General features: G+C 59.2%; 14 protein-coding genes. 2 read left to right on the forward strand and 12 right to left on the reverse strand.

The window, feature by feature from the left end:
- Positions 1 to 50: 50 nt before the first annotated feature.
- From AC1DXW_RS10835 to AC1DXW_RS10880, 10 genes are all read right to left on the reverse strand, one after another.
- Positions 51 to 851, reverse strand: a complete 801-nt coding sequence (locus tag AC1DXW_RS10835) for an N-acyl homoserine lactonase family protein (RefSeq protein WP_477753547.1) — start codon at positions 849 to 851, stop codon at positions 51 to 53.
- 14 nt (positions 852 to 865) lie between these two features.
- Positions 866 to 1825, reverse strand: coding sequence for a diiron oxygenase (locus AC1DXW_RS10840; protein WP_477753548.1), 960 nt, complete (start codon positions 1823 to 1825; stop codon positions 866 to 868).
- Between the two features lie 67 nt (positions 1826 to 1892).
- Complete coding sequence (locus AC1DXW_RS10845) at positions 1893 to 2651, reverse strand: TauD/TfdA family dioxygenase (protein WP_477753549.1); 759 nt, start codon at positions 2649 to 2651, stop codon at positions 1893 to 1895.
- 18 nt (positions 2652 to 2669) lie between these two features.
- Positions 2670 to 3545 carry a branched-chain amino acid aminotransferase gene (locus AC1DXW_RS10850; protein ID WP_477753550.1) on the reverse strand — a complete coding sequence of 292 codons (876 nt, stop codon included), beginning with the start codon at positions 3543 to 3545 and terminating at the stop codon, positions 2670 to 2672.
- Between the two features lie 31 nt (positions 3546 to 3576).
- Positions 3577 to 4917: a KamA family radical SAM protein gene (locus AC1DXW_RS10855; RefSeq protein ID WP_477753551.1), complete on the reverse strand. Its 1341-nt coding sequence runs from the start codon at positions 4915 to 4917 to the stop codon at positions 3577 to 3579.
- Between the two features lie 32 nt (positions 4918 to 4949).
- On the reverse strand, positions 4950 to 5594 hold the full coding sequence (gene yfcF / locus AC1DXW_RS10860; protein ID WP_477753552.1) for a glutathione transferase: 645 nt from the start codon (positions 5592 to 5594) through the stop codon (positions 4950 to 4952).
- A 242-nt stretch (positions 5595 to 5836) separates the two neighbouring features.
- Entirely contained in the window at positions 5837 to 6322 is a 486-nt protein-coding gene (locus AC1DXW_RS10865) for a cupin domain-containing protein (protein WP_477753553.1), read from the reverse strand.
- A gap of 83 nt (positions 6323 to 6405) precedes the next feature.
- Positions 6406 to 6900, reverse strand: coding sequence for a RidA family protein (locus AC1DXW_RS10870; protein WP_150727357.1), 495 nt, complete (start codon positions 6898 to 6900; stop codon positions 6406 to 6408).
- Positions 6901 to 6948: 48 nt separating this feature from the next.
- Positions 6949 to 8229: an ATP-grasp domain-containing protein gene (locus AC1DXW_RS10875; protein ID WP_477753554.1), complete on the reverse strand. Its 1281-nt coding sequence runs from the start codon at positions 8227 to 8229 to the stop codon at positions 6949 to 6951.
- Positions 8230 to 8271: 42 nt separating this feature from the next.
- Positions 8272 to 9372, reverse strand: a complete 1101-nt coding sequence (locus AC1DXW_RS10880; protein WP_477753555.1) for a hypothetical protein — start codon at positions 9370 to 9372, stop codon at positions 8272 to 8274.
- Positions 9373 to 9520: 148 nt separating this feature from the next.
- Between AC1DXW_RS10880 and AC1DXW_RS10885 the strand changes: the two genes are divergently transcribed.
- Both AC1DXW_RS10885 and AC1DXW_RS10890 read left to right on the forward strand, forming a co-directional pair.
- Positions 9521 to 10939 carry an aminotransferase-like domain-containing protein gene (locus AC1DXW_RS10885; protein ID WP_477753556.1) on the forward strand — a complete coding sequence of 473 codons (1419 nt, stop codon included), beginning with the start codon at positions 9521 to 9523 and terminating at the stop codon, positions 10937 to 10939.
- Between the two features lie 622 nt (positions 10940 to 11561).
- Positions 11562 to 11840, forward strand: coding sequence for a DUF3077 domain-containing protein (locus tag AC1DXW_RS10890; protein ID WP_477755608.1), 279 nt, complete (start codon positions 11562 to 11564; stop codon positions 11838 to 11840).
- A gap of 101 nt (positions 11841 to 11941) precedes the next feature.
- Here AC1DXW_RS10890 and AC1DXW_RS10895 read toward each other — a convergent pair whose 3' ends face one another.
- Together AC1DXW_RS10895 and AC1DXW_RS10900 are read right to left on the reverse strand one after the other, a co-directional pair.
- A complete protein-coding gene (locus AC1DXW_RS10895; RefSeq protein ID WP_477755607.1) occupies positions 11942 to 12394 on the reverse strand; it encodes a hypothetical protein in 453 nt (150 codons plus the stop codon).
- On the reverse strand, positions 12378 to 13016 hold the full coding sequence (locus tag AC1DXW_RS10900) for a DUF6036 family nucleotidyltransferase (RefSeq protein ID WP_477755606.1): 639 nt from the start codon (positions 13014 to 13016) through the stop codon (positions 12378 to 12380). Before AC1DXW_RS10900 ends, AC1DXW_RS10895 begins: the two co-directional genes overlap by 17 nt.
- Positions 13017 to 13120 lie beyond the last annotated feature (104 nt).

Below are 13120 nucleotides of genomic sequence, written 5' to 3' on the forward strand. Positions count from 1 at the left end.
GCTGCCGTCTTCGCGGGCAAGCCCGCTCCCACAGGTTTGGGGGGTGATCTTCAGAGCGGATTCTGGTGCAGGCAAATGATATGCGGGTCGTCATTCCAGTGCGGGAAACGCTCGGCGATCAACGGGTCGTGACCGGGGATGACGTGGTCTTCGCTGTCGGCCAGGCGATCGATCTCGGTGAAGGCTTCGAGGGTTTGCGCCAGGTCATCGAGAATCGGAAACGGACTGCGCTCACGAATGTTGACCCACAGGTGCGCAGCATCCGAGGCCAGCACAATCCAGCCGCGTCCGGTATTCACCCGCACCACCTGACTGCCCGGCGTATGCCCGCCCACCGGGTGCAGCGTTACGCCGGGCAGTACCTCGACAACACCGCTGTGCAAACGCATCCGCCCTTCGAACAGCGGCGGCAGCGCCGACATCACATCCTCGACCTCGTAGGTTTTGTTCACCGTGCGATGGGCCATTTTCGGCCCGGTGCAGAAACGCAGTTCCGCTTCCTGCAAATGCATGGTCGCCTTCGGGAACAGCCCGAGGTTGCCGGCATGATCCCAATGCAAATGGGTCAGGATCAGGTGTTCGACCTGCGCCGGATCAATGTCCAGTTGTCGCAGGGATTCTTCCGGCAGGCGATACATCTGGCGATTGCGCCGCTGCGCCGTGGCCGGTTGAAAACAGGTGTCGACCACGATCACCTGCTGCTCGTTGCGGATGACCCAGAAGTAGTAGTCCAGTGGCATTGGCACATTCGGATCACCGCAGCAGGCGTCATAGAGAAAGTTCTCTTTGGCGGTGCGCTGAGCATTGGCACCGACGCGGATGGCGAACACTTCGTACACAGGCATGGGCATAGACACCTCCGGATTCAGGCCGCTGCGGTGGTTTTGAGAGTCGGACGGAAGTCGAAATCGATCTGCTCGCTGATACCCAGGTCATGGGCCAATTTATGCAGGCCACTGTAGTCACGCATGATGTTCGCGTTCCTGTTGCTCTCGCGGGTGTCGGCAATGATCAGCGCTGCATCCTCGACCCCAAGCTGCGTCAGAATCGCCTCCCACATCGAGTAGTCCTGGGCGATAAAAGCACTCAGCGCCACCGACAGGTTGCGTGCGAAAAATTCCCGCTGGGCCGGCTGCATGTTCGCGTACATGACCTTCGCCACTTCGGCCAGCACCTTGCTGTGGGCGTACTCGTCACGGTTGTGCAGTTCGGCCACCCGGCGATTTTGCGGCTGGATGGTCTGGTCGTCCGCCAGCAAGTCGAGATAGGCGTTGACGCTGATCTCGGCCACCACCGCAAAAGTGATCGCCGCCAGATCCCGCTGCCATTGCTCGGGCAACTCTGCATGCAAGGCCTTCAGGCGCAGGTAAGTGACGGACGGCGGCAGATCCAGGTCCTGATCCAGCGCCCGCTCCAGTTTGGTCCGCTCGATGGCGCGCAGGTGCATCAGCGTGTGGTAGTGCTCGTCAATCAGGGTCTGTTGCATGGCCTCGCGAAAATGCCAGTCGTCCTTGCCAAGGTACTGATTGGCGATGACGCTCAGCGCCGGATTGACCACATGCTCCTCGGCAGTGACGGTGCGCAGGTTGTAGCCGATCCAGCCCCAGGTCACCACGCTGCTCTTGAGTTCGTCGCTCAAGGCCTGGAATTTCGGATGATGGAAAAACGGCACCATGCATTCCGGGTAATCCGGGCGCGCCGGGTCGAACACTTCTTCGACCTGGCCCCTGTCCGGCGAACACACCGTGGCGCGCTTGGTCCAGGCCTGGTTGAGCCGCACGATCAGTTGATGATCGACCTGGGCGATCTCGATTGCTGTTTGCATGACGCGATACCTGTAAGGCGCGTACCCGCCAAGGGGTACGCCGAAAAAATGAAGGGCGACGGAAAAATCAGGCCAGCCAATAGCGGGTCAGGTGGCGCGCCGGGTCAGTGTAACGACTGCGCGCATGGATCATTCGCCAGTTGTCCCAAATCAGCAGGCATCCGTCGGGAATCAGCACCGGAACGTTGTGCTCGACGAAGTACGCTTCGCCAAGCACGGCAAACCTGGCCAGCGGCGAAGTGCTGTTGGTCACCAGCGATTGCTGCAGGGCTTCCTTGGACGGGTTCACGTCGCCGTAGTGAAACTGGTTGTAGCTGAAGCGGAAAATATCCCCGTCTTCCGTAGGCGTGAGGATGTATTCCTTGACCCGCCGTTGTCCCGGCTCACCCGGTTTGGCGGTGGCGACAAATTCTACCGGTGTGTCATCCAGCCACTCACGCAGTTGCGGTTCGCCGTGTTCTAGGGCGCGGAGAAATTCATAGCCGTCCACCAATCCGGTGTGCCCACCACCGCACGTCGCCTGTTTATGGCAATGCAATGCCAGATAACGCGGTGGCGGCCCGTACACCGGCGCTTCAGTGTGCGGGCCGATGCCGTTCATGCTCTGGGAGTACGGCAAATCTTCGTAACCCGGCTTGCGGGTGATGGGAAAGGCCATCTGGCCGTTGAACTGCGGAATGATCGGACCGAATTCGCACAAGGTGCCTACGACATCATCGGCAAATTCGTCGGGGGTCAGCACTGTCCAGCCTGACGTCGACAGCTCTTCATGACGATGGCCGAGCGAAATGCAAGGTTGAGACGCAACAATCCCTTGGTCTGACATGGTGAGATTCCTGGCGGGTTATCCGGCGTTGACGGTTGATGTGTACGCGGCAATGAAGTCGCGGCAGGTGTCACCCGGTCGATAGCGCTGCGCGTCGATGCTCTGCACCGGGGTGATTTCGGCGGCGGTGCCAGTGAGAAAACATTCATCGAAGTCGCCAAGCTCCGTAGGCAAAATCGTGCGCTCGACGACCTGGTAGTCCAGCACTTTGGCCAATTCAATGACGGTCTGCCGGGTAATGCCATTGAGAAAGCAGTCCGGGGTCGGCGTGTGCAAAGTCCGGCCTTTGACGAAGAACACATTGGCACTGGTGGCTTCGGCAACGTGGCCGCGCCAGTCGAGCATCAGCGCATCGTGGTAACCCGTGTTCTCGGCGTCGTGCTTGCTCAGCGTGGCGATCTGGTAATGCCCGGAGGCCTTGGCCTCGAACGGGCTGCTGCTCGGCGGCGGGCGGCGCCAGCTCGCGGTTTTCAAGCGGATACCGGCCATGCGCGCCGCCGGGTCGAAATAGCTCGGCCACTGCCAGCACGCGATGGCCACGTGCACACGGTTGAAACGCGCCGAGGTGGAAATCATCTCGCTGCCACGCCAGGCCACCGGGCGCAGGTAACCATCGACGACGTTGTTGCGTTGCAGCAACTCATGGCTGGCCGCTTCCAGTTCAGCCAGCTCATAGGGGATGGCAAAGTCCATCCATTGCGCCGAGCGATACAAGCGCTCGCTGTGTTCGCGCAGCTTGAAGATCCTGCCGTTGTAGACTCGTTCGCCTTCATACACGGTGCTCGCGTAATGCAGGCCATGGGTCAACACATGCAACTGCGCCCGGGACCACTCGACGAACTCGCCGTCGAGCCAGATAACGCCCTCGCGCTGATCAAACGGGATACTGCTCATATCCATATCTCCCCATTGTTCATAAATTTTCCTACGCCGTTTCCAGCAACACGGGTATCAATTCCGGCACGGCGGCGAGCTCGGTCTGAAAGAAGAACGCACGCTCGCCGAAGGCCGGTTGCAAGTCGTCGAACCAGGTCACTTGCGGATCGAAGCGCGCGTAGAACGTGCGCAACACCCATTGCGGATTGCGTGCCTGGAGGAACTGCAAGACGAAGACTTTTTCCCCGGCGACGGTCTCGATGCCGTTGATCAACACCTTGCCGTAGAAGGTGCTCATGGACGGCCCGCGCACCGTGCGCGCAAGCCCCGATACCGTGCGGTACGCCGCCTGGAAGATCTCGAAGGCCCGGGCCAGTGGCATCGCGAAGTAGTGGCTGGGGCCGGTGTCACGCTCGACGAACATGTAATACGGCACGGCCCCGAGCCGCACACCTTCGGTCCACAGCGCCGCCCAGTCGGCGGGGTTTTCGTTAATGTGGCGGATCAGCGGCGCCTGCATGCGCACCGTCGCGCCCGTCGAGCGAATACGCTCGACGGCCTGGCGGGCGATGGTCTGGCGGATCTCCACCGGGTGGTTGTAGTGCCCCATGATCGACAGGTTTTTCCCCGCCGCGACGATGCGCTGGAACAGCTCCAGCAGCTCGGGTGCATCCTTGTCGCTGACAAAACGCTGCGGCCAGTACGCCACGGATTTGGTGCCGATGCGGATGTTCTTCAAGTGCGGCAAATCCAGCAGCGGCTCGATGTAACCGGCCAGGGAGCGGGTGTTCATGATCATCGGGTCGCCGCCGGTAATCAGCACGTCAGTCACTTCGGTGTGCACCCGCAGGTAGCTGACCAGCTCCTGGGACTCACGGGCATTGAACTTGAGTTCTTCTTCGCCAATGAACTGCGCCCAGCGGAAACAGAAGGTGCAGTACGCGTGACAGGTCTGACCGGCACCCGGGAAAAACAGCACGGTCTCGCGGTACTTGTGCTGGATGCCCGGCAGAACTTTTCCGTTGAGGGTGACACCGTTGTGGGTCAACTGCCCGGCCGGATGCGGGTTCATGCGCCGCCAGATCGCCTCGATCCGACGCTTGATCGCCGCGTTGTCATCCTGCTCGATCAGGTGTTTAAGCGAGGCATACTCCTCCGCCAGCAACATGTCCTTGTGGGGAAAGGTCATGCGAAAAACCGGATCGTCCGGAATGTTGTTCCAGTCGATCAGCGTGCCCAGCACGTATTCGTTGGTGCGAAACGGCATGACCCGCGCCACCACGGTCATGGCCTCCTGCAACGCCGGCGTCAACTTGTGCCAGTAAGGTGATTCGCGGATGGTGCGTGAGTTATAAGGTTTGTAGCGTTCGTGCTCCGACAGTCCTTGCATGGCCGCGCTCCTGGTGATTGCCCTGGGTGTTGTCAGGCGATGGCCGGCGCTTTGCGCTCTATGTCCATCCACGCCCGGACGCTGTCGCGATCCCACTGGCGCCGCACATACGCCGCGAGCCGCGCCGGCACCGGATCGCCGTTGGCAACCAGTCGGTTGAGCATGATTGCCAGGTCGGTGTCGGCAATGCTCCAGTCACCGAACAGATGCTCGGCGCCCTCTTCCAGCAAATGCTCGGCGACGAAGAACAAGCGCTCGACGGCGACACGGGCATCGGCGCTCAGGGGCAGATCTTTTTTACCGAAGTAGACCAGGTCAAACGGGCGCTCCTTGCGCACCACCAGCAAGTCACTGCGCAACCAGGCCTGCAATTGACGGGCACGGGCACGCTGCTGGATGTCCTGCGGATAGAGTTTTTTAAGCCCTGGGGAGAGCTCATCGAGGTATTCGGCAATCGCCGATGATTCCGACAAGGCAAAACCCTCGTAAACTAACGTTGGGATTTTGCAGGTCAGCGAAAGATCGCGATAACTCGACAGATAGTTTTCGCGTGTTCTTAGATCAACGGTAACAAGTTCAAATGAAAGTTGCTTTTCCTTGAGCGCCACAAAAGCCGACATCGCAAAAGCGCTGACATAATCGGCGCCAACATACAGTTTTAGCTTCCTGTTTTCCATATAACACTCCATTGACCAACTGCAGGAATTGACGTGCATTGGAAGTGATCGTAGTTAGTTGAGTGAATGTTGAATAGATACAGAATTTGTCCGTTTCAATCGATACAGAACGTTGTTTTTCACCGGCAGACACGCAGCCAGAATCCCGGCAAAACTGCTGCAAAAAGGGATCCTGGGGCAGGTCTGAAAAACAAAAAAGGGAGCCCACAAAAGTGGGCTCCCTGGGCAGATACGGCGGGGAATTACGGCTGGGTGGTGATCAGACCGTGGCTGTCGGCAAAATTCGAAAGCAGTGCCATTTGTGGCATGTTGCTCATGTTCAGCATCGCCAGAGGCTCGTGTTTACTGGTGTTGACGAAACCATGCCGGGTCCAGGCTGGCACCAGTAGCACGTCGCCGCTGCTGACGTTAACCCCGTCGGCATCGCCGAGGGTCATCACGCCGCTGCCGCACTGGATAACAAACAGATGCCACCAGGAATGGGCATGACCGTTGAGCGTCACACCGGGGTTCAGCCATTGCATGGCGATCGCCATTCCAGGCGTCACTTCACAGCCTTCAATGCTTTTGTCGTGAGCCAACGCGACAATATCTACGTCGCTGTCTTCAAGGGTTTGACGCATACCCGCCAGTTCAGTGCCCTTCCACACCTTGGGACTTGGCGTTCGATGGTGGAGGCTTTGACGAAAGTCCTTATATGAAAAAAACGCACCTTGAAAGTTATCCATTCGCACGTCCTTTCTTCTTATTTCCCATACTTTAGCGCCAAACCTTAAGTTAACGATTCAGCGCTGTAAAGCTGGGAAACATTTTACAAAACCGATGGGCGCAAGGCGGCAATCATGTCCACTTCTATCGCGGCATTCTTGGGTAACTGGTAAACACCTACGGTGGTGCGGGTATGTTTACCGGCATCGCCCAGCACATGGCTGAACACATCCGAGGCGCCGTTGGCCACTTCGCTCAAATCAACAAAATCCGCCGTGGACTTCACATAGACCGTTACCCGGATCAATGACTTGATCTTGTCCAGCGAACCAATGGCATCGACGATCAAGGCCAGCCCGCGCATCGCACTGATGCTGGCCGCCGCTTGCGCATCGGCCAAGCTGAGGTCCAGGCCGACGCGACCGGGGTAATGGATCTTGCCGTTCATGCGCGGCACCAGACCGCTGATGTACAGCTCATCGTGATGACGGATCAGCGGCGCATAATGCCCGCCTGCGGTGTTTTCGCCGTAGATGTCGTAGCCAAACTCTTTGGCCAGGGCGATGAAGCGTTCATCGCAGGTCATGTGCTGGATCATTGATCGAACCCTCTTAATCAGTAGTGCAAAAAACGGGTGCTTGCAGGCTCAACACACGGCGCGGGTAGCCGGTGCCAGGCAAGTCACCTCAATGCGTGACTCAATCGCCTCGGCCAGACGCAACAGGTCGTTGCTCAGTTGCCCGTAGTGTTCGTTGAACAACACGATGTGGCCGATGAATGAGAAGTTGTCTTTCACTAACGCGCTGACCGAGTCGCCGATTCGCTTGGCGTACTGGCCCTCCACCAGATCGATACGCAATGCGCGGGCCAGGGCCTCGATGTCGGGCGTCGCGCGCAAGATGCCGCCATCCGGCGCCCTGAGCAGGCGAATGCCGCAGAAGCCGCGAGCCACTGGCTCGTGCTGTTCGGTCTTGCCTTCCACCGCCCAGCGCACCCAGCGTTCCCACGGATCGAAATTGACGAAGGCGCGTTTGGCCAGATCCCAGATGTGCATGCCGCCGGGGCGCATGTTGGTTTCCACGGCGCAGGTCAGGTTGTCGCTGCGCAGGAACACTTCGTTGTGCCAGGCACCATTGTCCTGGGATACCAATGCCGACATATGCCGACCGGCTGCCATCAAACGCGCCTGTACCTCAGCCGAAAGCGGTGCGGGGACGACTTGCTGGATCTCTGCGCGGTAGGCGCCTTCGGTGGTGGTTTTTTCAGTCACCCAAGTGCTGCCGGCCACGTAGTCCCAGCTGTATTCGCGGGCGTTCTGCACCAGTGCTTCAAGGACGATGCCGCCTTCGCGGTAGGGCTTCAGTGCGAGCCAGGCGTCATCGCATTCCGAAGGGTGATGGATGACGCGACAGCCTCGGCTCGCGCCTTCGCAGGCCGGTTTGATGAAGGCCTTGCCGCCCAGTTCGACAACGCGTTGGCGCAGTTCCGGCAGGCTTTCGACCCGCGCGGAAAACACCGGTCGGTATTCTCGGGGAGAGGTGCTGGCCGCCGCTTCGAGCCGACGGAAGATCTGCTTGTCCAGGCCCGCCCGCGCTTCGCCTGGGGTAATGCCCGGCAGGCCGAAGTGAGTGGCCAGCGCGGCACCGAGCAGTACGCCGCGATCGGAAAACGGCAGCACGCCGATCAGTTTCCAGCTATCGGCATTCAGGCACCCCACCACCAGTTCAAGGGACGCCGCCACGTCTTTCTCGGCCAGCGAAGTGCTGCAAACGTGATCGGCCACCTGGTCGTCATGGAGCTGAATTTTCTCGACCAGCAGGATGAGCCTGGCGTCGTAGAGCGACTTGCACAGCTCGCGCAGTTTCTGGATGTCGTGAACCCGATTGCCGTTGTAACCGACCACTACTACGCATGAAGTCGTATTCATAATGCCCCCGACCTGCAAAGTGAAAACCGCAACGGCGATGACTCAGTCATGCAACGACGCATTGGATTTACGATTGAGCCAGTACCAGGCCAGGATCCCGCCGGCGCCGATGGCGGCCAGCACCAGCGCGTTGTACGGCGCCGGCACCACCCGCATGATCAACACGGTCAGCCCGGCCCCCACCCCCAGGGACACTTCCTTGACGAACATGTTGTTTTGCTTGACCGAGAAGTAATCGAGGTAGCTGAAGGCGCACTCGGCGATGGACAGCAGCGCCACCCAGACCAGCGCCCCGGCGAGGGTTTCGACGTGGAACGCGGCGGGCGAAGACAGCACGGCAAAGCCGCCGACGATGATCCCGATCACCGCCACGACCTTGAAGCGCCCGGTGCGCTCGATCAGCTTCATCACCGGCACCTGGGCGAACACCACCACGGCGCTGTTGAGGATCAGCATCAAGCCGTACCAGGCCGGCAGCTCGCCGGTCTTGAGCAGGATCGCCTGTGGCAGGATCGAGAACACCCCGAACAGCTTGATACCCATGATGATCCCGGCGATTACCCAGGGCAGTTTGTTGCTCCAGTTGCTGCCAACCTGACTGGCTGGGCGGGCTACCACCGGCTCGGAAGTAAAGGTTGCGCCGAGGGCGATCGGCAGGCACAGCAACACGAAGGCCGCCGCGCCGAGGAAAAACATCGTAGGCGTGAGAAGCGGCGACAGCAGGATCAAACCGGCCACCAGGCTGCCCATGTTCATGGCCACGCGGTTGTAGGCCGCGCCTTCCTTGGTCTGGGCCGCTTCGCTCTTGATCAGGTAACCGGCAATCGCAATGCCGTAGGCAAACAACGCGGCAGCAAACATCACCATGCCTTGATGGCTGGTCAGCGCCAGCAGCACCAGGCCAAGGCCGGCACACAGCAGCGTGACGCTCAGGGAACGTCGGCCAAGCACCAGTAAAGTCAGGGGCAACAGCAACAACAAGGCGCGATACCCAAGGGCCAGGATGCTGTTGGTGGCCGTGTCGAGCCAGACGTTGGCCTTGCCCAGCACCGCGAACAGCGAGACAGCGGTAATGATCCGGATCGTGAATAACCGCAGGTTAATGACCGGTTTAGCCACCGCGACCGTTGTTTCGACACTCATGCAGCACCTCAGGAACCGGGTGAACGCCCGCCGACAAAGGCCGACATTCAGAAAAGTCTGTAAGGGCATGGTAGAGAGAGAGGCTTGTCCTGATCAGGGCAAGTTCGTATAGAATCCAACGAACTTTACTGCCGGAGAGACCAGTAAAATGCAGGTTCAACGTGCAGTCATTGCCGCCATAGAATTCCAGCCCGGCGTGCCGCTGGTGCAGCAGATCGTCGATCAACTGACCCAGGCGATCAGCACGGGTGGCCTGCCCCACGGCGCCAAGCTGCCGCCGATTCGCGAACTCTCCGACTTGATGAACGTGGGCAAATCCACGGTGGTCGATGCCCTGGACCGCATGCGGGCCAAGGGGCTGGTGGTGTCTCGCCAGGGCTCCGGGCATTACGTGCATCGCTCCGAAGCAGCACTGAAAAGTGGCACCGGTCCGGACCTGCAACCTCAGGACACCCTCAGTGTGGTACGCCGCGCACTGCTGCTGGATAACGGCGCGCTGCGCCCCGGCTGCGGTTTTCTGCCGACCTCGTGGCTGCCCGCCGAAGAGTTGCAGAAAGCCGTGCGCAGTACCCTGCGAGCGACGTCATTGCGCATGGGCGAGTACGGCGTGGCCGGCGGTTACCTGCCGTTGCGCCAGGCCTTGCGGGTCAAGCTGGCGACCTTCGGCATCGAAGCGCCGGTGGACCAGATCATCACTACCGCCAACACCATGCAGGCCATCGACCTGCTGATGCGCCTGCTGGTCAAACCCGGCGACACCGTGCTGCTCGACGACCCCTGCTACTTCAACATGCACGCCAACCTGGCGCTACACGGGGCCAAAGTCATTACCATCGCCCGGGATTGCGACGGCATGGACCTCGACGCCTTAGAGCAACTGCTGATCGCCCACAAACCCGTGCTGTACATGACCAACAGCACGCTGCATAACCCCACCGGCCACTCGTTCACCCCGGCCCAGGTTTACCGCTTGCTGGAACTGAGCCACCGCCATGGCTTCCACATCGTCGAAGACGATCTGTACTGCGACATCCAGCAACGCCGCACCCCGCGCCTGGCGGCCAGTGGGTTGGACAACGTGAGTTATGTGTCGGGTTTCTCCAAGACCCTGACCGCCAACAGCCGGGTCAGCTACACCGTACTGTCACCGCAATTGGCGGCACGCATGGTCGCGCTGAAAATGGCCTGCGGCGGGGTGACGTCGGAGCTGGCGGAGCAGATTACGTGCACCATGCTCAGCGATGGCAGCTATGCCAAACATGCGCGGCGCACGGTGGATCGGTTGTATGAATCGAACAGCCGAGTGGCGAGTTGGTTGGCGGAGGCTGGGTGCTCGCTTTCCTCGTTGCCCGGCGAAGGTGTGTTTATCTGGGCGCGGTTGCCGGAGGGCTTGCATGCCGAGAATCTGGCTCGCCAAGGGCTGGAGAACAATATGGTGTTGGCGCCGGGCACCTTGCTGAGCAAAGGGCCGGATGCCAGCCAGTTCCTGCGCTTCAATGTGGCTCACAGTGACAGTTTGCAGGTGCGCGAGCGGTTTTTCCGCTTGCTCGATACACAAAGTAAATAACCGACGCCCCCCAACCCTGTGGGAGCGAGCTTGCTCGCGATGAGGCCGTCACATTCAAAATTGATGCTGCCTGACACGCCGCCATCGCGAGCAAGCTCGCTCCCACAGGGGCCCGCGTCATGCTCGATATCAGCGATGACGCTAGTCCAATGTGGGAGCGGGCTTGCTCGCGAAGAGGCCGTCACATCCAGCATCAATATTGCCTGACCCACCGCCTTCGCGAGCAAGCCCGCTCCCACAGGGATTGCGGTGCCCAATGAGATCCCCGGCCACCAGATCGCTACGATTGCCGACCTCATCCTTGCCAGCTAACTTCGCCCGGTCGCTGCCAATTCAGCGACCGGGCCTGATAACCCGGGTAAGATGCCACGCAGCTGCGCCCCACGATGGTTGGCGTTTTTCTACGCCTGAGTATTCGTGTTATGGCGGCTGTGTGTGGGAGACCTTCGGGTCTGCCGGGTCCTGCATCTCCGGTTTATCAGCCTGCGCACAGCTGCCACCCATTCGCCTGATAACGAACGGGACAGCTTCACTTATGCAGGAGTTACAAATGAACACTATCGATCCGTCTGCTACACCAGTCATACCCTTCCACCTCCAGCCCAACAGGAGGTGAAGCCCAATGACCAATCCCCAAGACCTCAAAACCATCGGCCTCACCCCCTTCTCCTACCACGCCAACGAACCCCTGTTCCGCATCAATGCCGGCGTCCCGGTAACCGAAGCCCTCTACCACGCCTCCGACCTGCTCCACCTCGCGAAACTGCTCGCCTCAGACGCCGCCATGGTTCGCGACTCCGACCGACACGCCTGGGCATCACATTTTTTGCAGGACATGAGCAAGGCAATCATCGATGACGTGGTGAAGGTGCTCGATGCACCGTGTAACAACCGCGCGTAAATGAAAAAGCCCCACCGTTCTCTCGAAAGGAGGGGCTTTTGCGCTGCAAGCCGTTTCAACTTTTGGGCCAAACGATGCAGCCTATTCGCTGCAACCAAAGCTCAGGAAAACATGGCGCGCTGCTCAGCTTCGTAATGCCGGGTCTGAAAAGGCATGAGGGTTTGGGCTTTTAGGCCGAGGCCCTCACTCAACCCCCAAGAGACAGCAAGTTCATCACGGCGTCGACGCAGTGGCGTGACGGCTTGTAGCATCACGGCTTGCACGCAAGTCGAATGTGCAAAAAGCTCGAGGACATTGAGAGTTTCCGACACCCGGAGATCGGATAAGCAAGTAAATCGAGTGAATCGCTCGAGCAGATAGCCAGCACGCCGAACCTCCACTTCGTCAGAATGACGATTCAAAAAAACGCTTATCTCGCTTTCAAGATTTGAATCCGAGTACCAGACAGCTTTGGCGGCGCTCACCAAGGCAGCGTCATCCGCTTGATTCAAAGGTCTTTTTACCAGCGTGTCCAAGGCGGATGAGAGGACGTGGCCGCTATGGGGCTTCGTCATCTGTGCTCTCCAGATAATCATGCAAAATATTCGTGAGGACGGAGATTGGTGACTCCTTGTTGCCAACATATACATCAATCGCCTGCAATGCCAGTCGACGAAACTCGGTAGTCAGGATGAAACCAGCCCTGAGAAGTGCCTTGATATCACCAATGTCCTGATCGGTCGCTCTGCCCAGCTTGGAAATGGCAATGTCGACAGGTGCCGCGATATGAACGTACAGCGGGGACTCAACCGGGAACTCTGTAAAGGGAAGGCTCCGTTCCCAATAGTCCTCATGAATTGGGCCAAAACTGGTGTTGTATTGCAGGTCGTAGTTCAGCTCCATCAAGCGACCGGATCGCTCATCAACAAACTGTTCGGGTATCTCTGCGAGCATGGTTTGCAGGTGTAAACCTTCGGGAACATGAGCCTCATAAATCTCGGCATCGACGTCGGTGGAAACGCGATGATGGGTATAAAGGTGAACAGCGCAGCCACCGAACAGAATAATTTTGACCGCCCCTGGTCCTGCGTTCTCAAGCTCCAGTTCCGCTTCGACAGATTTGAACATCGAAATCAAAGCTTGCCCCAACGCTGTATTCGTATTAACACGCGGGGTGATTACCTCTGGCAGTTCCATCGTAGATCCTCTGGGATGCTTGTAATAACGGCATCCCGAGGCTAGATAGGCAACTTCCGACCCTCAACCTGAAAAACTCGTGGGAAAGCTCAGGCAAATCCGTA

The sequence above is a fragment of the Pseudomonas sp. P4_C4 genome (genome assembly GCF_056402055.1).